Annotated in this window: 16 protein-coding genes; 4 read left to right on the top strand and 12 right to left on the bottom strand. The window is 60.3% G+C overall.

Annotated elements, in window-relative coordinates:
- Positions 1 to 6 precede the first annotated feature (6 nt).
- Complete coding sequence (locus B2D37_RS11130; RefSeq protein WP_079202745.1) at positions 7 to 2607, top strand: MMPL family transporter; 2601 nt, start codon at positions 7 to 9, stop codon at positions 2605 to 2607.
- 65 nt (positions 2608 to 2672) lie between these two features.
- On the opposite strand, the gene B2D37_RS11125 is transcribed toward B2D37_RS11130, so the two are convergent.
- The 10 genes from B2D37_RS11125 to metG all read right to left on the bottom strand — a co-directional run bounded on the left by B2D37_RS11125 (position 2673) and on the right by metG (position 13228).
- Positions 2673 to 3083: a MerR family transcriptional regulator gene (locus tag B2D37_RS11125; RefSeq protein ID WP_079202744.1), complete on the bottom strand. Its 411-nt coding sequence runs from the start codon at positions 3081 to 3083 to the stop codon at positions 2673 to 2675.
- Between the two features lie 742 nt (positions 3084 to 3825).
- Complete coding sequence (locus B2D37_RS11120; RefSeq protein WP_079202743.1) at positions 3826 to 4005, bottom strand: PA3496 family putative envelope integrity protein; 180 nt, start codon at positions 4003 to 4005, stop codon at positions 3826 to 3828.
- Positions 4006 to 4111: 106 nt separating this feature from the next.
- Entirely contained in the window at positions 4112 to 4750 is a 639-nt protein-coding gene (nth, locus tag B2D37_RS11115; RefSeq protein WP_079202742.1) for an endonuclease III, read from the bottom strand.
- The gene (locus B2D37_RS11110; protein WP_079202741.1) at positions 4747 to 5460 is read right to left on the bottom strand and encodes an electron transport complex subunit E; all 714 of its coding nucleotides are present in this window, start codon (positions 5458 to 5460) and stop codon (positions 4747 to 4749) included. The genes nth and B2D37_RS11110 overlap by 4 nt, the downstream gene beginning before the upstream one ends.
- The gene (gene rsxG / locus B2D37_RS11105; RefSeq protein WP_371915451.1) at positions 5457 to 6191 is read right to left on the bottom strand and encodes an electron transport complex subunit RsxG; all 735 of its coding nucleotides are present in this window, start codon (positions 6189 to 6191) and stop codon (positions 5457 to 5459) included. Before rsxG ends, B2D37_RS11110 begins: the two co-directional genes overlap by 4 nt.
- A gap of 27 nt (positions 6192 to 6218) precedes the next feature.
- A complete protein-coding gene (rsxD, locus tag B2D37_RS11100; protein WP_079202739.1) occupies positions 6219 to 7250 on the bottom strand; it encodes an electron transport complex subunit RsxD in 1032 nt (343 codons plus the stop codon).
- A gap of 146 nt (positions 7251 to 7396) precedes the next feature.
- Positions 7397 to 9874, bottom strand: a complete 2478-nt coding sequence (gene rsxC / locus B2D37_RS11095; RefSeq protein WP_079202738.1) for an electron transport complex subunit RsxC — start codon at positions 9872 to 9874, stop codon at positions 7397 to 7399.
- Positions 9871 to 10446 carry an electron transport complex subunit RsxB gene (gene rsxB / locus B2D37_RS11090; RefSeq protein WP_079202737.1) on the bottom strand — a complete coding sequence of 192 codons (576 nt, stop codon included), beginning with the start codon at positions 10444 to 10446 and terminating at the stop codon, positions 9871 to 9873. The genes rsxC and rsxB overlap by 4 nt, the downstream gene beginning before the upstream one ends.
- A complete protein-coding gene (rsxA, locus tag B2D37_RS11085; RefSeq protein WP_079202736.1) occupies positions 10443 to 11027 on the bottom strand; it encodes an electron transport complex subunit RsxA in 585 nt (194 codons plus the stop codon). The genes rsxB and rsxA overlap by 4 nt, the downstream gene beginning before the upstream one ends.
- A gap of 158 nt (positions 11028 to 11185) precedes the next feature.
- Positions 11186 to 13228, bottom strand: coding sequence for a methionine--tRNA ligase (metG, locus tag B2D37_RS11080; protein WP_079202735.1), 2043 nt, complete (start codon positions 13226 to 13228; stop codon positions 11186 to 11188).
- Between the two features lie 199 nt (positions 13229 to 13427).
- Here metG and apbC point away from each other — a divergent pair, with 199 nt between their 5' ends.
- Positions 13428 to 14519, top strand: coding sequence for an iron-sulfur cluster carrier protein ApbC (gene apbC / locus B2D37_RS11075; protein ID WP_079202734.1), 1092 nt, complete (start codon positions 13428 to 13430; stop codon positions 14517 to 14519).
- A 113-nt stretch (positions 14520 to 14632) separates the two neighbouring features.
- Here the strand turns inward: apbC and B2D37_RS11070 are convergent, their stop codons facing one another.
- Positions 14633 to 14842: a cold-shock protein gene (locus tag B2D37_RS11070; protein WP_079202733.1), complete on the bottom strand. Its 210-nt coding sequence runs from the start codon at positions 14840 to 14842 to the stop codon at positions 14633 to 14635.
- Positions 14843 to 15166: 324 nt separating this feature from the next.
- Between B2D37_RS11070 and dcd the strand changes: the two genes are divergently transcribed.
- Positions 15167 to 15733, top strand: coding sequence for a dCTP deaminase (gene dcd, locus B2D37_RS11065; protein WP_079202732.1), 567 nt, complete (start codon positions 15167 to 15169; stop codon positions 15731 to 15733).
- Between the two features lie 73 nt (positions 15734 to 15806).
- Here dcd and nadE read toward each other — a convergent pair whose 3' ends face one another.
- Positions 15807 to 16634: an ammonia-dependent NAD(+) synthetase gene (gene nadE / locus B2D37_RS11060; RefSeq protein ID WP_079202731.1), complete on the bottom strand. Its 828-nt coding sequence runs from the start codon at positions 16632 to 16634 to the stop codon at positions 15807 to 15809.
- 544 nt (positions 16635 to 17178) lie between these two features.
- On the opposite strand from nadE, the gene B2D37_RS11055 reads away from it, so the two are divergent.
- Positions 17179 to 17406, top strand: a complete 228-nt coding sequence (locus B2D37_RS11055) for a hypothetical protein (protein ID WP_079202730.1) — start codon at positions 17179 to 17181, stop codon at positions 17404 to 17406.
- Positions 17407 to 17467 lie beyond the last annotated feature (61 nt).

Here is a 17467-nt window from a genome sequence, read left to right as displayed (position 1 = left end):
GCGACCATGGAAAGATATTTGGCTTTTGTCGAACGCTACGCGCGTTCGATTATCGTGCTGTTAGTGGCGATCACCGCGTACTTCACTTATGCATTGGGGGCGTTGACCTCCGACACCAACCCCTACCTGCTCAAGGAAACGCATCCGGCACGCAAGACCATCATCGACCTGCAGGATGAGTTCACCGGTACTTTCGACTCGGTGATGGTAGCCCTGCATAACCCGCAAAGCGTGTTCAACAAAGATTCGCTGAACGCGCTATACGCGCTGTCTCAGTCGGCACGTCTGGTGGTGCTCAGCAATGAGGACGATGCCCGCGAATTGCAGCGCATCGTTGCTGAGCACGCAGGCGATGGGCTGGCCACTGAGTTACTGGAGCAAATTGCTCAGGACGGGCTGGCGCAGAATGACTATCAGCCGCTCAAGGCCCTGCAGCAGCATGCCCGCGAGCAGAGCTGGGGCTCACAGCAGCTGCAGTTCCTGTCCTTCCTCACCGAACGGGTCAACCCCATTCGGGAGATGGCCTCGATGGGTGACCTGGAGAACATCGTCCTCACCGATGAGGGCGAGCTGCTGATTCACAAAACCCTGCGTGCCGCGAACATGGACCCAGCCGAGGTAGAAGCCGAGATCATGGGCAACGAGCTGATGCTCGATGGCGTGGTGTCCCGCGACAAGAGCGTTGCCTTGCTGGTGGCGGAACTGGGCACCAAGCAGGATGACGCTATTGCCCAACTGCGGGCTTACCAGATTTTCCGCGACATGGTGGCCACGTATCAGGCCGAGCACCCGGAGTTCACCGACGAGGTGTTTATTGCCGGTATGCCGATCTTTATCGGCGCGCAACAGGAGATCATCGATCACGATCTGGGGTTGCTGTTCCCGGCGGTGTTTGTGCTGATCATGGCGCTGCTGCTGGTGTTCTTCCGCAAGCCATTGGGTGTGCTGCTGCCGCTGCTGAATATTCTGTTCTGCACCCTCTGGACCCTGGGGATGATGGCGCTGCTGGAAGTGCCTATCGACCTGCTGACCAGCGTGTTGCCGGTGTTCCTGTTCACCATCTGCTGTTCGGACGCGGTGCATATCATGTCCGAGTACTACGAGCAGATACGGGCAGGGAAAAGCAGCCGTGAAGCCAACCGCGAGACCATGCGTCTGATGGTCATGCCGGTGGTGCTGACCACCGTGACTACCATCGCCACCTTCCTGCTCTCAACCGTCACCAACATTGTCAGCATCCGCAACTTTGGCATGTTTATGTCCATCGGTTTGGGCGTTGCACTGCTGATCTCGCTGTTGCTGATTCCGGCCTGGATCGCGCTGTTCGGCCGAGACGCCAAGCAGCAGGTCGGTACCCTGCAGAAGGATTCGATCATCTCTCGCCTGCTGGTTGCAGCCTGCGCCTGGCTGATTTCGCGGCGCAAGGCGGCCTTGCTGGTGATGGTGCCGTTGATGCTGGTGATGACCGGGCTGACTTTCCTCGTGCAGATAGAGGACTCAGGTATCGCCTACTTCGAGAAGAACAACCCTTTCCGCATCTCCGATGAATTCGTCAATGCGCATGTGGCCGGTACTGCGCCGGGTTGGATCGCCATCGATAGCAAGACCCCACGCGGCGTGCTGGACACCGAGGTGGTGCAGTTCATCGACAAGCTGGATCGCTTCCTCAAAGAGCAGCCGGATGTCAGCTATGGCTATTCGCTGGCGACCTATATCAAGCGGATGAACCTGGTTCTCAACGATATGGACCCGAGTTACCTGCGGGTTCCACAGGCGCAGGAGCAGGTGACGGCGAAGAACGAGGATGGTTCTGTCGAGCACTTTGAGGTCGAGGGCAACGCGTTGATCGAGCAGCATGTGATGCTCTTCGAGAACGGCGGTGGTTCGGATCTGACCAACGTGCTCAACGCCGATTATTCGAAGGCCCTGGTGCTCTACACCATGACCTCGTCGGTGGCCAGCGACTATCAGAGTCTGCTCAATCGCCTGGATGCCTGGTTGGCGGTGAATAAGCCAGCCAATCTGGAAATCACCCATGCGGGTACGCCGGTGATCTGGACCGGGGTGCTCCAGGAGATCACCCGCGGCCAGGTGCTCAGCTTCACCCTGGCGCTACTGGTGGTCACCTTGATGATGATGTTCTGGTTGCGCTCGTTGCGTTTGGGCCTGCTCGGCATGTTCACCCTGTTGACCACCTCGGTCAGCCTGTACGGCTGCATGTATCTGTTCGAGATCGAACTGAATATCGGCACCGCGCTGGTCACCTTCCTGGTCGTCGGGGTAGTCGATTACGCGGTGCATCTGATCTCGCGGATCAAGCTGTTCGTACAACGCGGCATGCATATAGACGCGGCAATACTCGAAGCGATGCACAGTGTCGGGCGCTCGACCGTGATCAACGTGGTGATCTTCTCGGTTGGCTTCCTGGCGCTGTTGTTTTCCGACTACAAGCCGATCATCGATCTGGGTGGGCTGGTGGCGCTAGCGCTGTTTATCAGCGGGGTGATGACCATTCTGGTGGTGACGCTGATCTCGCCGTGGTTCTTCGCTAAGGTGGTGCCGGCAACCCAAGATAACTATCCGGTTGCTGGTGAGGTGGCTGTCTAACGCGAACCCAGTGTTAAAGCCCACAGCAGGTGCAGTGGGCTTTTTCAGTACGGCTAGCAGATGGCCTAGTTCTGTAGTTCGGGAAGATTTTTTTTTGCTTCATCGCTGCTCTGAGCAAGATGGCATTGCTCTTTTGCGCCATTCAGGTTCTGTTCGAAGTCCACTAGGCCTTGGTAAAGTTGCTGCATGGAATCAATCTGGGTGAGCAGCTCTTGTTTCTTTCTAGTGATTTCCAGTTGCGCCAGATTCCAGGGGAAATCCAAACCGTTATAGTCACGCAGGATGTCTTGCAACTCCTTCAGTTTGAAACCGAGCTGTTGGGCGCATTTGATAAAACGCAGCACATCGACGCATTCCTGCCGATAGATACGGTATTTACCTACACGCTGGGGCGGAGGGATGAGGCCTATATCCTCGTAATGGCGAATGCTTTTGACTGTGGCACCTGAGAGTTTGGCGGCTTGTCCTATATACATAAATTCCATTTTCCTTCAGGGGTTAATCAGGGCTAACGCGCGGTTATGACCGTTTCGCGATAGTCGTGATAGAGCGCGGATGTGCGCTTAGCCTTCCTTGATTGCCCTGGTAATCGACTGCAAAGGCTGTGTCTTAAGGGGGGGTAGACGGTTGGTGGGCCAATCGTGTGGCGTATCACAAATATCCATCAGAGGCTGGGCTAGACGCGTGCACGGTGGTCCATGCAAGTAGCCTAATTGGGCGCGACGTAACCCAGCCTATGAGGCTGCTGCGCTTGCCTGCCAACCTCTACCTTATTTCACGCCAATCCGCGAAGAACCTTTATTTAGAGACAGCACACTAGTTGCCTTTACGGCTAGTGGGTTAACTCAAGTTCGGATAGTTGAGGTTTCGAGGCGAGGAGCGGTAACGCAGTCTCAGGGCCGCAAACGCCGAAATTGGCACATTGAACTAGCCACGCAGGCCTAGAGACTATGCAACTGCTGATTCTGCCACACCGGTGGGCAGTGATAGGCCAAGCAGCAGTCGCTTCAATCAGCTTGCCATTGGCTGCAATGTTAACGGTCTTTCGCTTCGTTGCAATGTTTGTGCACCAAGCATCAATAGGCTGGCAGCTTAGGTCATGCTTGTACGGCCTTCAGATAACCAAGCCATAGCACGACACCGGGGGGCGCACAAGACCCCTGTGCCGGGGTGGCTGGAGAAACCTTGCCTTGCCTTGCAAGGTTTCCAATATTGCAACTAAAGATCGAAGTCGTACTCGCTCAGCTGCTTATGCAGGCGGCGCTCTTCGAGGAAATTGTCGATGACGCGCCGTTTGGTCAGATTGGTTTTGGCAACCTCCACAGGGGCATCGCCATCGTCTGCATCTTCTGCGACAAAGTCTTCGTCGAGCTCGAGGTCTTCTTTACCAGTGCTCATGTTTTTCACTCCCGGCGACAAGGGCCATTTGCGCACCTTATAGCCGCAAAACCGAGGCGGGTAAAAAAGATTTTTTCTATCGGTCAGGCGTTGAACGATGGAAAGCTCAATCGTCCGAGGTTTTGTCCTTGTATTCGCACAGGTCTTCGATGCGGCAACTGCCGCAGCGCGGCTTGCGCGCCAGGCAAACATAGCGACCATGGAGGATCAGCCAGTGGTGTGAATCGAGGAGAAATTCCTTGGGCACAAACTTCAGCAGCTGCTTTTCCACCTCGAGCACATTCTTGCCAGGAGCTATTCCGGTGCGGTTGCTGACCCGGAAAATATGCGTGTCCACTGCCATGGTTAGCTGACGAAAGGCCGTGTTGAGCACCACGTTGGCGGTCTTGCGGCCGACTCCGGGCAGCGCTTCGAGGGCTTCGCGAGTCTGCGGCACCTGGCTGCCGTGCAGTTCGACCAGCAGGCGGCAAGTCTCGACGACGTTCCTCGCCTTGCCGTTGAACAGGCCGATGGTTTTTATGTATTCGCTCAAACCTGCCACACCCAGGGCATAGATAGCTTCTGGTGTGTTGGCCACCGGGTAAAGCTTGGCGGTCGCCTTGTTGACACTAACATCGGTGGCCTGGGCCGAGAGAATGACTGCGATCAGCAGTTCGAAAGGCGAGCTGTAGGCCAGCTCGGTTTTTGGCTCTGGATTATCTTCATGCAGGCGACGAAATATTTCGTGGCGCTTGGCGGCGTTCACTCAATCACTCCGGTGACCCTTACCCGACGGCTTGGCTCCGGCACGTCGACCTGTTTTGCCTTGGCCCGTTCGGTTAGCACTTCATCGATGCGGTTCTTTCCGGCGATCAGCAGGCCGAGCATGATGAAGGCTCCCGGCGGCAGGATGGCCAGGAGGAAGCCTGTGTAGTCGGCGAGCAGGGTCAGCTGCCAATCTGCTGCGATCGGGCCGAACAGCAGGTGCATGTTGGCAAATAGTGCGCCGGTACCGAGCAGTTCGCGCAGGGCGCCGATCATGACCAGTACCACGCCGAAACCGATACCCATCACCAGGCCATCATAGGCGGCCCGCCCCGGATCGTTCTTCGCCGCAAAACCGTCGGCGCGACCGAGGATCACGCAGTTGGTGGTGATCAACGGAATGAAGATGCCGAGGATCTGGTACAGCTCGTAGGTGTAGGCCTGCATCAATAGCTCGATGCAGGTGGTCAGCGCGGCGATGATCATCACGAAGGCGGGCAGGCGCACGGCGGTATTGACCACGCCGCGCACCAGCGATACCGCGGTGTTGGAGCAGATCAGTACCACCGCACTGGCCAGGGCCAGGCCCAGGGCATTGACCGTGGAGTTGCTGACGCCGAGCAGCGGGCAGAGGCCGAGCAGCTGAACCAGCGCCGGGTTGTTCTTCCACAGGCCGTTAAGGGTGATATCGCGATAGCTGGGGCTGCTCATGGCGCGGTTCCTCGATCATCGGGGGCGCTGCTGTCGCCCTCGCGGCTAGCGGCACTGCCGGCGCGCGAATGGGTGACCTCGGAGTCGGCCTCTGCCTTGTGCTGCAAGGTGGTGTCGCTGGCAGCGTCAGTATTGCGGGTGACCAGCAGTTCGGCACTATGCTGATCGAAATACAGCAGCGCGTTATGCACCGCTTTAACCACCGCGCGCGGGGTGATGGTGGCGCCGGCGAACTGATCGAACTCGCCGCGATCCTTTCTGACCGCCCAGCCGGTTTCGCCTGGATTGTCGAGTGACTTGCCAGCGAAACCCAGGATCCAGTTGCTTTTCGTCCGCTCGACCTTATCGCCCAGACCTGGGGTTTCGCGGTGGCTGAGTACGCGCACACCGGCCAGGCGGCCATCGGCACCAATACCGACCAGTAAGCGGATTGCACCGCTATAACCGTCCGGTGCGGTGGCCTGGAGGATCACCGCGTTGGCTTGGCCATCTTTCAGGGCGATATAAGCGGGCTGCGGACTGCGGTTGCCAAGCAAGGGGTCGTGCACGCTGATGCTGTTATCCAGCAAGTGGTTGTCATAGCTGCCGAGCGGGAGAATCTCGCCCAGCGCACGGACCTGTGCGGCGCGGGCAGAGGCCTCGATCCGCGTGGCGGTGGCCTGCTGGATCAGTGTCACCAGGCCCACCGTGACGATGGCAAAGAGGCCGAGCACCAGGCTGTTTTTCAGCATCGAACGGCTGATTTCCGGGAGCATTCTCTATTCTCCCAACTTGAAGCCGCGAGTCGGCTTGCGATGACCGTAGGTGCGCGGTCGGGTGTAGTAGTCGATGGTTGGCGCAGCCAGGTTCATCAGCAGCACGGCGAAGGCCACGGCATCCGGGTAGCCGCCCCAAGCGCGGATCACATAGACCAGCACGCCGACGCCTGCGCCGAAAATCAGGCGGCCACGATTGCTGGTGGCGCCGGATACCGGGTCGGTGACGATGAAGAAAGCGCCGAGCATGGTGGCGCCGGTGAGCAGGTGAAACAGCGGTGAGCCATTGGAATCCGAGCCCGAACCATGCCAGAACAGCAGGCTCATGAGGGCCAGGGAGGCGAGCATGCCCGCGGGCGCGTGCCAAGTGAACAGGCGCTTGTAGAGCAGATAGAGACCACCGGCGAGAAAGGCTAGGTTGACGGCTTCAGCCCCGGCGCCGCCGAAGCGGCCAAACGCCGGGCTTTGTGCCCAGAGTTCGTCCATGGTCAGGCTTTTATTGATCTTGATGGCATCCAGCGCCGTGGCCTGGGTCCAGCCATCGGGCAGGGCGGCCAGGCCGAAAATGTGCTGCAGGCCATCGAACAGGCCGACCGTGTGCGGCGCTGGCCAACTGGTCATTTCCACTGGGAAGGAGATCAGCACCACTACATAACCGAGCATTGCCGGGTTGAATGGGTTCTGCCCGAGGCCGCCGTACAGTTGCTTGCCGAAGACGATGGCGAAGCCGGTGGCGATCAGAGTCAGCCACCAAGGCGAATAGGCTGGTAGGGCCAGGGCCAGCAGCACCGCGGTGACCAAGGCGCTGTAGTCATTGAGGAAAAATCCCAGGGGCCGCTGGCGCAGGGCCAGGATCGCTGCTTCGAAGCCCAGGGCGCAGGCGCTGGCCCACAGCAGGTTGGTCAGGGTGCCGAAGCCGAACAGCCAGGTCAGCGCCAGGATCCCCGGCACGGTGGCCAGCAGTACCTGCAGCATCACCTGCTGGGTACGATTGCTGCCCTTGGCGTGGGGCGATGTGATACGGGGCAGAGCCATTGGCACTCCGGTTAGTGGCTTGCGTAGGCTGCGCGGTGCGCCGCCATAAAGGCTGTTAAAAATCGTAGCCCGGATGCACTCCGGGGCATTGCCAGCGGGCATGCTCGACACTGCCCCCGGAGTGCATCCGGGCTACCGGGTGTCGGTTAGCCTGGGTGTTGCTGTAATTTCTGTTCGGCTTCTACCAGGCGTTGACGGGCTGCCGCCAGGGCGTCGGTGGCACTGCTCTCGTCGCGTTCCAGTTTGCGCAGGTCGGCGCGGGCGAAGGCTACTTCGGTTTTCAGGGCGCGGGTGGCGTCGTCGATCGGGCTTTTGTCGGTGCGTAGCAGCGTCGGCGCAGGCTTGCGGGACGTTGCTTCGGCAGTGTGCAGCGCCTGTTCGGCCTGGGCCAACGCATCGCGCAGACTGCCTAGTTCGGTTTCATCACTGCCGGTTTTCTCGGCTTTTTTCAGCTCGGCGCGTTTCATCGCCAGTTCGATCTTGGCTTTTTTCAGCGCGCCGTCATCGACAGGTTTGGCTGATGCGGCGGGAGCCTGGGTGTCCAGTTCAGCCAGCAGTTTTTCTGCCGCCTGTAGCTGCTCGCGCAGTTGTTGCAGTTCGCTCTGCTGTTCAGGGCTGGGTGCCTCGGCTTTCTCCAGCTTGCGCAGCTGGGCGTGAAGCATGGCCGCGTCGATCTTGGCTTTCTTCAGGGCGCCGTCATCGACAGGTTTGGCTGATGCGGCGGGAGCCTGGGTTTCCAGTTCAGCCAGCAGTTTTTCTGCCGCCTGTAGCTGCTCGCGCAGTTGTTGCAGTTCGCTCTGCTGTTCAGGGCTGGGTGCCTCGGCTTTCTCCAGCTTGCGCAGCTGGGCGCGGAGCATGGCCGCGTCGATCTTGGCTTTCTTCAGGGCGCCGCCGCCGTCGTCCACCGCAGGCGTTGCGGCGGCGGGTGGATTGGCCGCCATGGCGGCATCCAGAGTCTGTTGTGCGGCTGTTGCGGCACTGCGCAGCTGGTCGACCTGGGCCTGCATCTCGGGGGTGACGTGGGCCACCAGTTGTTTCTCGGCCTTCTTCAGTGCGACCTGGGCCATGCTGGCTTCGATCTTGAGTTTCTTCAGGTCATCGCCGAGGCCGCCCGGCTTGCCTGCTTGCGCGCCATCGTCAGTGCTCGCTAGCGCTTCGGCCTGGGCGGCTTTGGCGCGGGCGGCTTTCTCGGCGCGGGCCTTGCGCTCGGCTTCTTTCTGCTCTTCGGCGCGGCGCAGGCGCTCCTGGCGCAGCTCGAAGCGCTGCTTGGACTGCTCGGCCTTGAGCTGCTTCTGTTCGAGGTCGCGAATTTCGCCCTTGGCCGCACGGTAGTACTGCACCAGGGGAATGCTCGACGGGCAGACATAGGCGCAGGCGCCGCACTCGATGCAGTCGAACAGGTTGTGCGCCTTGAGCTGCTCGTGTTCCTGGCCGATGGCGAAGAAATGCAATTGCTGCGGCAGCAGGCTGGCCGGACAGACCTCGGCGCATTCGCCGCAGCGAATGCAGGGCATGGCCGGTGGCGGCGCTGGCAATTCGGCGCTGGTCGCGGCGAGCAGGCAGTTGGTGGTTTTGATCAGCGGTACGTCGAAGTCGGGCAGGGTAAAGCCCATCATCGGCCCGCCCATGATCAGGCGGTTGAGCTTGCTGCGGTCGAGGCCGGCAAACTCCAGCAGCTCGCCGACCGGGGTGCCGAGCAGCACCTCGACGTTCATTGGTCGCGCCAGAGCCTCGCCGGTAAGGGTGGTGATGCGCGAGATCAGCGGTTTACCGAGAATCACCGCATCGTGGATGGCTTTGCAGGTGCCGACGTTCTGGCAGAGGATGCCGATATCCGCCGGCAGGCCGCCGCTGGGTACTTCGACGCCGGTGAGAATCTGGATCAGTTGCTTCTCGCCGCCCGAGGGGTATTTGGTCGGGAAGACCCGCAGTTGATAACTGCGCTCGCTCAAGGCTGCGCGCAGTGCGGCGATGGCTTCAGGTTTGTTGTCTTCGACGCCGATCAGCACCTGATCGGGCTGGATCAGTTGCGCGAGGATGTCGATGCCGGAGATCAGCTGCAGGGTTCGTTCGCGCATCAACAGGTCATCGGCCGTGATGTACGGCTCGCACTCGGTGCCGTTGATCACCAGGGTATGGACTTTCTGGGTGGGTCGCGCGTTGAGCTTGACCGCCGCGGGGAAGCCAGCGCCGCCCAGGCCGCTGATCCCGGCCTGGCGAATCATCTCCAGCAGGCTGCTGTTTTCCAGGTGGCGGTAGTCCGGGCAGGGCGTCAGTGCGCACCACTGATCCAGGCCATCGCTGTCGATGACGATGGCCGGGGCAAGCATGCCGGAAACATGTGGATAAGGCTGCGGGCCGATAAAACTGATAGTGCCGGAGGTCGGTGCATGCAGCGGCACGCTGACGAAACCATTGGCGGCAGCGATCAGCTGGCCCTTGAGTACCCGTTGGCCCAGGCTAACCACAGGCTCGGCCGTGGCGCCAATGTGCTGGTTGAGCGGCAACACCAGGCGCTTGGGCAACGGTGCGGGCTGGATCGGCGTGCGGTTGGAGAGTTGTTTACGCTCCGGCGGATGAATGCCGCCGGGGATATCCCAAGCCCGGGGTTGCATCGCCGTCATGCCGCCTGCTCCCGATCGGTGGCGATCAACTGGCCAGGTGCCAGGGGTTTGCTCCACTTCCAGCTTTGCACGCTGCTGCCCAGCGGGAGCATGTCGATGCAGTCCACCGGACAGGGTTCGACGCACAGGTCGCAGCCGGTGCATTCGGAGACGATCACCGTGTGCATCTGCTTGGCCGCGCCGACAATGGCGTCCACCGGGCAGGCCTGGATGCACTTGGTGCAGCCGATGCATTCGGCCTCGCGAATGTAGGCGACCATCTGCGGTTTTTCGCCTTCCACCGCATCCAGGGCTTCAGCCTCGACATCCAGCAGGTCGGCCAGTGCCTGGATGGTCGCTTCGCCGCCCGGTGGGCACTTGTTGATCTTGTCGCCGCCGGCAATCGCCTCGGCATAGGGCTTGCAACCGGGATAGCCGCACTGGCCGCACTGGGTCTGCGGCAGCAGGGCGTTGATCTGCTCGGCGATCGGGTTGCCTTCGACCTTGAAACGCACGGCGGCGAAACCGAGGATGGCGCCGGCCACCAGGCACAGCGCCAGCAGGGCAAGAACCGCGCTGAGCAACAGGCTCATAGCTTGATCAGGCCGGTAAAGCCCATGAACGCCAGCGACATCAGGCCGGCCGTGACCATGCCGATGGCTGCACCCTGGAAGTTTTTCGGCACGTCGGCGATGGCGATGCGCTCACGCATGGCGGCGAACAGCACCAGCACCAGGGAGAAGCCGAGTCCGGCGGCGAAACCATTGGCGGTGGCGGTGATAAAGGTGAACTCGGCCTTGTTGGCATTGAGCAGGGCCACGCCGAGGACGATGCAGTTGGTGGTGATCAGCGGCAGGAAGATGCCGAGCACGCGGTACAGCAGCGGACTGGTCTTGTTCACCACCATTTCGGTGAACTGCACCACCACGGCGATCACCAGGATAAAGCTGATGGTGCGCAGGAATTCGATATCCAGCGGCTTGAGCACGTATTGCTGGACCAGGTAGCTGCACATGGCGGCCAGGGTCAGGACGAAGGTGGTGGCGAGGGACAAGCCGATGGCCGTCTCGATCTTCCTCGACACGCCCATAAACGGGCACAGGCCGAGGAACTGCACCAGCACGAAGTTGTTGACCAGGATGGCGCTGACCATGATCAAGGCGAGTTCGGTCATTGCGGGTTCCGTTGGTGGACAGGCAAGGCCGTGGGAAAATGGGTGTCTATTATCGACAAGCCGATCCGGCCACACAAGCCGGATCAGCGTCCTTGAGTGGCTAGCATAAGGCTAGCGCAGCGTATTGGGGCACGCTGCGCCAATACGTCGCAGTAGTCTTACTTGACCCGCTGGCCTGGTTTGGCGCCGCTGTCCGGGCTGAGCAGGTAGATTTCCTCGCCGCCGGGGCCGGCAGCCAGGACCATGCCTTCGGACACGCCGAACTTCATCTTGCGCGCGGCCAGGTTGGCCACGTACAGGGTCAGGCGGCCTTCCAGCTTGCTCGGGTCCGGGTAGGCGCTCTTGATCCCGCTGAACACGTTGCGCTTGCCATCGCCGATATCCAGGGTCAGGCGCAGCAGCTTGTCGGCGCCTTCGACGAATTCGCATTTCTCGATCAGGGCGATACGCAGGTCGACCGCGGCGAAGGCGTCGAAGGCGATTTCCGCGGCCAGCGGCTCCTTGGTCAGCTCGCCATTGCCTTGCGGCGCGCTGTCGGTCTGGCTGGCGGCCAGGTCTTCTTTGGAGGCTTCGATCATGGCGTCGATTTTCGCAGGCTCGATACGGGTCAGCAGGGCGCTGAACGGGTTCAATTGATGGTTGGCCAGCAGGCTCTGGTGGTCGTTCCAGGTCAGCGGGGCGACATTCAGGAAAGCTTCTGCGTCGGCGGCCAGTTTCGGCAGCACCGGCTTGAGGAAGATCAGCAGCTGACGGAACAGATTGATGCCCAGGGCGCAGATGGCTTGCACCTCGTCCTGCTTGCCGTCCTGTTTGGCCAGGGACCAGGGCGCCTTGTCGGCGATCCAGGCGTTGGCGCGGTCGGCCAGGCCCATGATCTCGCGCATGGCGCGGGCAAAGTCGCGCGCCTCGTAGGCCTCGGCAATGCTCGGCGCGGCGGCCTGGAAGGCCTCGGTCAGCTCGGGGGCGGCGTTACCGGCGACCAGCACGCCAGCATTGCCCTTGTGGATGAAACCGGCGCAGCGACTGGCGATATTGACTACCTTGCCGACCAGGTCGGAGTTGACCTTCTGCACGAAGTCTTCGAGGTTGAGGTCGAGGTCGTCGACGCCGCGTGCCAGCTTGGCGGCGTAGTAGTAACGCAGGTATTCCGGGTTCAGATGATCCAGGTAGGTACGCGCCTTGATAAAGGTGCCGCGCGACTTGGACATCTTCTGCCCGTTGACGGTCAGGTAGCCATGCACGGCAATGGCGGTGGGCTTGCGCAGGCCGGCACCTTCGAGCATCGCTGGCCAGAACAGGGCGTGGAAGTTGACGATGTCCTTGCCGATGAAGTGGTACAGCTCGGCCGTCGAGTCCTTGCCCCAGAACGCGTCGAAGTCCAGTTCGGGAGTGCGCGCGCAGAGGTTCTTGAAGCTGGCCATGTAGCCAACAGGTGCGTCCAGCCAGACATAGAAGAATTTGCCGGGCTCATCGGGGATCTCGAAGCCGAAGTAGGGCGCATCGCGGCTGATGTCCCATTCCTTCAGGCCGGAATCCAGCCATTCGGCGATCTTGTTGGCCACCGCGTCCTGCAGGGCGCCGCCACGGGTCCAGCTTTTCAGCATGGCCTCGAAGTCCGGCAGCTTGAAGAAGAGGTGTTTTGAGTCGCGCAGCTCCGGTACGGCGCCGGAGATGGCCGAGCGCGGGTTCTTCAGCTCAGTGGGCTCATAGGTGGCGCCACATTTCTCGCAGTTGTCGCCGTACTGGTCCTCGGCGCCGCACTTCGGGCAGCTGCCCTTGATGAAGCGGTCGGCGAGAAACATGCCCTTTTCCGGGTCGAAGTACTGGGTTACCGAGCGGGTGGCGATATGCCCGGCGTCGCGCAGTTTCAGGTAGATCGCCGCCGACAGCTCGCGGTTCTCTGCGGAGTGGGTCGAATGGTAGTTGTCGAAATTCACCAGAAAGTCGCCGAAGTCGGCAGTGTGCTCGGCCTTGACGTTGTCGATCAGCTGTTCCGGGGTGATGCCTTCTTTCTCGGCACGCAGCATGATCGCCGAGCCATGGGCGTCGTCGGCGCAGACGTACACACACTGATTGCCGCGCAGCTTCTGGAAACGCACCCACATGTCGGTCTGGATGTACTCGAGCATATGGCCAAGGTGAATCGAACCATTGGCATAGGGCAGGGCGCTGGTAACGAGAATCTTGCGGGCTTCGCTCATGGGAATCGGCTGCACTGGTATAACGAAAGAAGTCGGCAACTATATAGGCGACGCGGATTTTTTTCACCCGCTGGATCGTCTGGGCAGGCTGCGCGGCGTCGACCAAGGGCGACTATGAGCCAGAGAGGCGGTGCGCGCGGCGTAGTCTACGGGGTAATATACCCGCCTGTTTTGCTCGGTCTTTCCCTGGGAGTTTTCTATGTCCGTCACCCGCGCAGCGATCGAAGCTGCACTGTCCCAATACACCGATCCCCACCTTGATCAGGACCCAGTCAGCGCCGGCTGTCTGCGTGCAGTGGATATCCAGGGCGGCAAGGTCAGCGTGCGCCTGCAACTGGGTTACGCCGCCGGCCTGTTCAAGAGCGGCTGGGCACAGATGCTGCAAATGGCCTTGGAAAACCTCGACGGCGTCGACAGTGCGCAGGTGCAGGTCGATTGCGTGATCGAGGCGCACAAGGCGCAGGAGCAAATACCGGCCCTGGCCAACGTGAAGAACGTGATCGCGGTGGCCTCGGGCAAGGGTGGCGTGGGCAAATCGACCACGGCCGCCAATCTGGCACTGGCGCTGATGCGCGAAGGTGCCAAGGTCGGCATTCTCGACGCGGATATCTATGGGCCGAGTCAGGGCATCATGTTCGGTATCCCCGAGGGCACGCGGCCTGAGATCAAGGATCAGAAATGGTTCGTGCCGCTCAAGGCCCATGGCGTCGAGGTCATGTCGATGGCCTTTCTGACCGACGAAAACACCCCGGTGGTATGGCGCGGACCAATGGTCTCCGGTGCGCTGATCCAGTTGATCAGCCAGACCGCCTGGGGCGACCTGGATTACCTGGTGGTCGACATGCCCCCAGGCACTGGCGACATCCAGCTGACCCTGGCGCAGAAGGTGCCGGTGTCCGGCGCGGTGATCGTCACCACGCCGCAGGATCTGGCGCTGCTGGATGCCAAGAAAGGCGTGGAGATGTTCCGCAAGGTGAACATCCCGGTGCTCGGTGTGGTGGAAAACATGGCGGTGCACATCTGCTCGAACTGCGGCCATGCCGAGCATCTGTTCGGTGAAGGGGGTGGCGAGAAGCTAGCGGCGCAGTTTGGTGTCGACCTGCTGGCGTCCATGCCCCTGTCGATGGCCATTCGCATGCAGTCCGACGGTGGCAAGCCGACCACAGTCGCCGACCCGGAAAGCCAGATCGCCATGATCTATCAGGAGATCGCGCGTAATGTTGGCGCGCGTATCGCCCAGGGTGAGCGGCAGGTGCAGGCCATGCCGAGCATCGTAGTCAGCGAGGACTGAATGAGTCAATGCCGTGCGCTTAGTGCGCACGGCATTGGTGTAGGCGACGGATCAGCGCCCACAAAAAAGCCCCGCACATGGCGGGGCTTTTTCTCAAGCGAGGTTAGATCAGGTTATGCAACCTGAACTTCCTCAGCTTGCATGCCTTTCTGACCACGGGTGGCCACGAAAGTCACTGCTTGGCCTTCTTTCAGGCTCTTGAAGCCATCGCTCTGGATAGCTTTGAAGTGTACGAACAGGTCATCACCGGATTGCGGAGTGATAAAGCCGTAGCCTTTCTCATCGTTAAACCACTTGACGGTACCATTCTGACGATTCGACATGTTATGTCTCCTAACAATTTTTAATAACAGCCCTGGAAAAGCCCAGGCCGGGACTGAGTGCAACGAGTACTAGGAGTCGGACGATGTTTGGATCGAGATCTAGGCATCAAGTAGCGATTCGCGGTGACACATGCAGCACAGTGGCGCTACTGTACGCGTTTTTTACGCTAAGCGCGAACGCTCTGTAGGCCTTTTTGTTATTTGGCGACGGGTGAAGTAAAGCCAGGCTTGCGCACTGACGTTGGTCGACAGCCTTTGAACCCTGTCGCTGGCCCCGGTAAGATGCGCTCACTTTTTCATCACCCGCTTATCAGGACGCCCGCCATGAGCATCAAATCGGATAAATGGATTCGCCGCATGGCGCAAGAGCACGGCATGATTGAGCCTTTCGTCGAGCGCCAAGTGCGCACCGAAGGCAGTCAGGCGCTGATCTCCTACGGTGTCTCCAGCTATGGCTACGATGTGCGCTGCGCCGATGAATTCAAGGTGTTTACCAACATCAATTCGGCCACCGTCGACCCGAAGAATTTCGATGAAAAGAGCTTCGTCGACGTAAAGAGCGATGTCTGCATCATTCCGCCGAACTCCTTCGCCCTGGCCCGCACCGTCGAATACTTCCGTATCCCGCGCAATGTACTGACCATCTGCCTGGGCAAGAGCACCTACGCGCGCTGCGGCATCATCGTCAACGTCACCCCGCTGGAACCCGAGTGGGAGGGCCATGTGACGCTGGAGTTCTCCAATACCACAACCTTGCCGGCGAAGATCTACGCCCACGAAGGCGTGGCCCAGATGCTCTTTTTCGAGTCTGATGAGGAGTGCGAAGTGTCCTATAAGGATCGCGGTGGTAAATACCAGGGGCAACTGGGCGTGACCTTGCCGAAAGCCTGATCGATCTGCTGGATCAAGAAAAGCCGGTTTACACACTACGTGGAGCCGGCTTTTTCTTGCCTGCGCTTTGTGATCAGGGCGCCAGTGGCAGTTCGCGTTTATGCCGGCTGTTGTCGTAGGTGCGGGTGATGATGGCGTAAACCTCGTCGCGAACCGGCTGGCCATGCAGGAACGCGTCGATCTCGGCGTAACTGACGCCGTGCGCTTCTTCGTCCGGCTTGCCTGGGCGCAGTTCCTCCAGGTCGGCGGTAGGCACCTTGACGACCAGGTTTTCCGGGGCGCCAAGCTGCTTGGCGATGGCGCGCACCTGGCCTTTGACCAGGCCACTGAGTGGCGCGAGGTCGCAAGCGCCATCACCGAACTTGGTGAAAAAGCCCATGACCGCCTCGGCAGCGTGGTCGGTGCCGATTACCAGGCCGTTATTGGCGTTGGCAATGGTGAACTGGGCGACCATGCGCATGCGCGCCTTGATGTTACCGACGATAAAATCGCGACGTGTATCGCTGAGCGTCTGCAGGTGGCTGACCTGCTCGCCGAGTGCATACACGCTGTCGGCGATGTTCACCGTGTCTTCTTCGTCCGCACGGATAAACTGCAGTGACGCCCGGGCGTCGTGCTCGTCGTGCTGGGTGCCGTGAGGCAGGCGTACGGCGATGAAGCGATACGCGTCGTCGTTCGTCTCGTTGCGCAGTTCTTCCACGCTCAGTTGCGCGAGGCGTCCTGCGGTCAGCGAATCGACCCCGCCGCTGATGCCCAGCACCAGTACTTTCAGGCCCGCGTTACGCAGGCAATTCTTGATAAAAATTTTGCGCCGCTCGATCTCTGCCAGCAGGGCGGTTTCGTCGGCAAAGGGGGGCACCACGTTCAGGGCGGTGGCGATCTCGGCTTGGCGGCTGCTCATGGTGGTTCCTTAGTGCAAGTCGGTTACGCGGAAGATAGTGGTCAGAAGGTGACAACCTGCTCGTTGGGGCATTGCGTCCAGTTTGACTGGCTTGGCGCAGGCGCTGCAGGATCATAAGCCAACTGTGGCCTTGCGTTAATCGTCAATGACCGTGCATAAGGCTGAATTTCAAGCAAAAAAATAGGCGCCATAGGCGCCCGGAGAATCAATCGATGCATCTGCTTTGAGGCATGTCGGCGCACAAGGTTCAGTCTTGGCGGTAATGCTGTTCACTTGAGGGGCGCTCATCCTCCGCTTCCACGTCCGTCGCGGCCTGTCGTCCGTGGCTTTTCGCCAATTTCATCCGGCTACAAAAATGCCGCTAACTTGGCTTAAATGAACAGCATTGCAGTCTTGCCGAGCTAGCGGCGCTGAAACATCTGGAAAGCCTGTCCGGCGGGGTGTCGCCCACAGTGACCGGGCGGCTTTGGTAAGGTGGGTCTAATCAGGACCGTGTCCGTCAACATGCGGATGGTCGAGTGTTTTAGCGCGGGAGGAATCAGTCATGACAACCTGGAAGATCACATACAGCAAAGATGAGCGCACCGAGGTGTTCGAGCTTCAGTCCGCCAGTAAACCGAGCCTGGAACAGGCGGTGATGCATCTGCTCAAAATGGCCGAGCAGGTCTACGAGCGCGAAGAGCCAAAAGACCTTCCCAATGAAATCCAGACCCCGGCCGTGCGTCTGGCTGAGTGTTACGGCATCACCATCACCGGAATTACTCGGGTCTGACCCTTGTCAGCCGCCCGGCAGAATGGGGCGGGCGATCAAACGGCTAAATCGCGCAGAAAAA

The organism is Pseudomonas sp. CC6-YY-74 (genome assembly GCF_002025205.1).
GTDB classification, from domain to species: domain Bacteria; phylum Pseudomonadota; class Gammaproteobacteria; order Pseudomonadales; family Pseudomonadaceae; genus Aquipseudomonas; species Aquipseudomonas paeninsulae.
The sequence above is the reverse complement of the archived record's forward strand: the minus strand, read 5'-3'. Positions and strand labels throughout refer to the sequence as shown.

Bases quoted from the DNA above. Each gene is read 5' to 3' on its own strand.
- B2D37_RS11130 (WP_079202745.1), top strand. From the start codon at position 7: ATGGAAAGATATTTGGCTTTTGTCGAACGCTACGCGCGTTCGATTATC.
- B2D37_RS11125 (WP_079202744.1), bottom strand. From the start codon at position 3,083: ATGTATATAGGACAAGCCGCCAAACTCTCAGGTGCCACAGTCAAAAGC.
- B2D37_RS11120 (WP_079202743.1), bottom strand. From the start codon at position 4,005: ATGAGCACTGGTAAAGAAGACCTCGAGCTCGACGAAGACTTTGTCGCA.
- B2D37_RS11110 (WP_079202741.1), bottom strand. From the start codon at position 5,460: ATGAGCAGCCCCAGCTATCGCGATATCACCCTTAACGGCCTGTGGAAG.
- rsxG (WP_371915451.1), bottom strand. From the start codon at position 6,191: ATGCTGAAAAACAGCCTGGTGCTCGGCCTCTTTGCCATCGTCACGGTG.
- rsxD (WP_079202739.1), bottom strand. From the start codon at position 7,250: ATGGCTCTGCCCCGTATCACATCGCCCCACGCCAAGGGCAGCAATCGT.
- rsxC (WP_079202738.1), bottom strand. From the start codon at position 9,874: ATGACGGCGATGCAACCCCGGGCTTGGGATATCCCCGGCGGCATTCAT.
- rsxB (WP_079202737.1), bottom strand. From the start codon at position 10,446: ATGAGCCTGTTGCTCAGCGCGGTTCTTGCCCTGCTGGCGCTGTGCCTG.
- rsxA (WP_079202736.1), bottom strand. From the start codon at position 11,027: ATGACCGAACTCGCCTTGATCATGGTCAGCGCCATCCTGGTCAACAAC.
- metG (WP_079202735.1), bottom strand. From the start codon at position 13,228: ATGAGCGAAGCCCGCAAGATTCTCGTTACCAGCGCCCTGCCCTATGCC.
- apbC (WP_079202734.1), top strand. From the start codon at position 13,428: ATGTCCGTCACCCGCGCAGCGATCGAAGCTGCACTGTCCCAATACACC.
- B2D37_RS11070 (WP_079202733.1), bottom strand. From the start codon at position 14,842: ATGTCGAATCGTCAGAATGGTACCGTCAAGTGGTTTAACGATGAGAAA.
- dcd (WP_079202732.1), top strand. From the start codon at position 15,167: ATGAGCATCAAATCGGATAAATGGATTCGCCGCATGGCGCAAGAGCAC.
- nadE (WP_079202731.1), bottom strand. From the start codon at position 16,634: ATGAGCAGCCGCCAAGCCGAGATCGCCACCGCCCTGAACGTGGTGCCC.
- B2D37_RS11055 (WP_079202730.1), top strand. From the start codon at position 17,179: ATGACAACCTGGAAGATCACATACAGCAAAGATGAGCGCACCGAGGTG.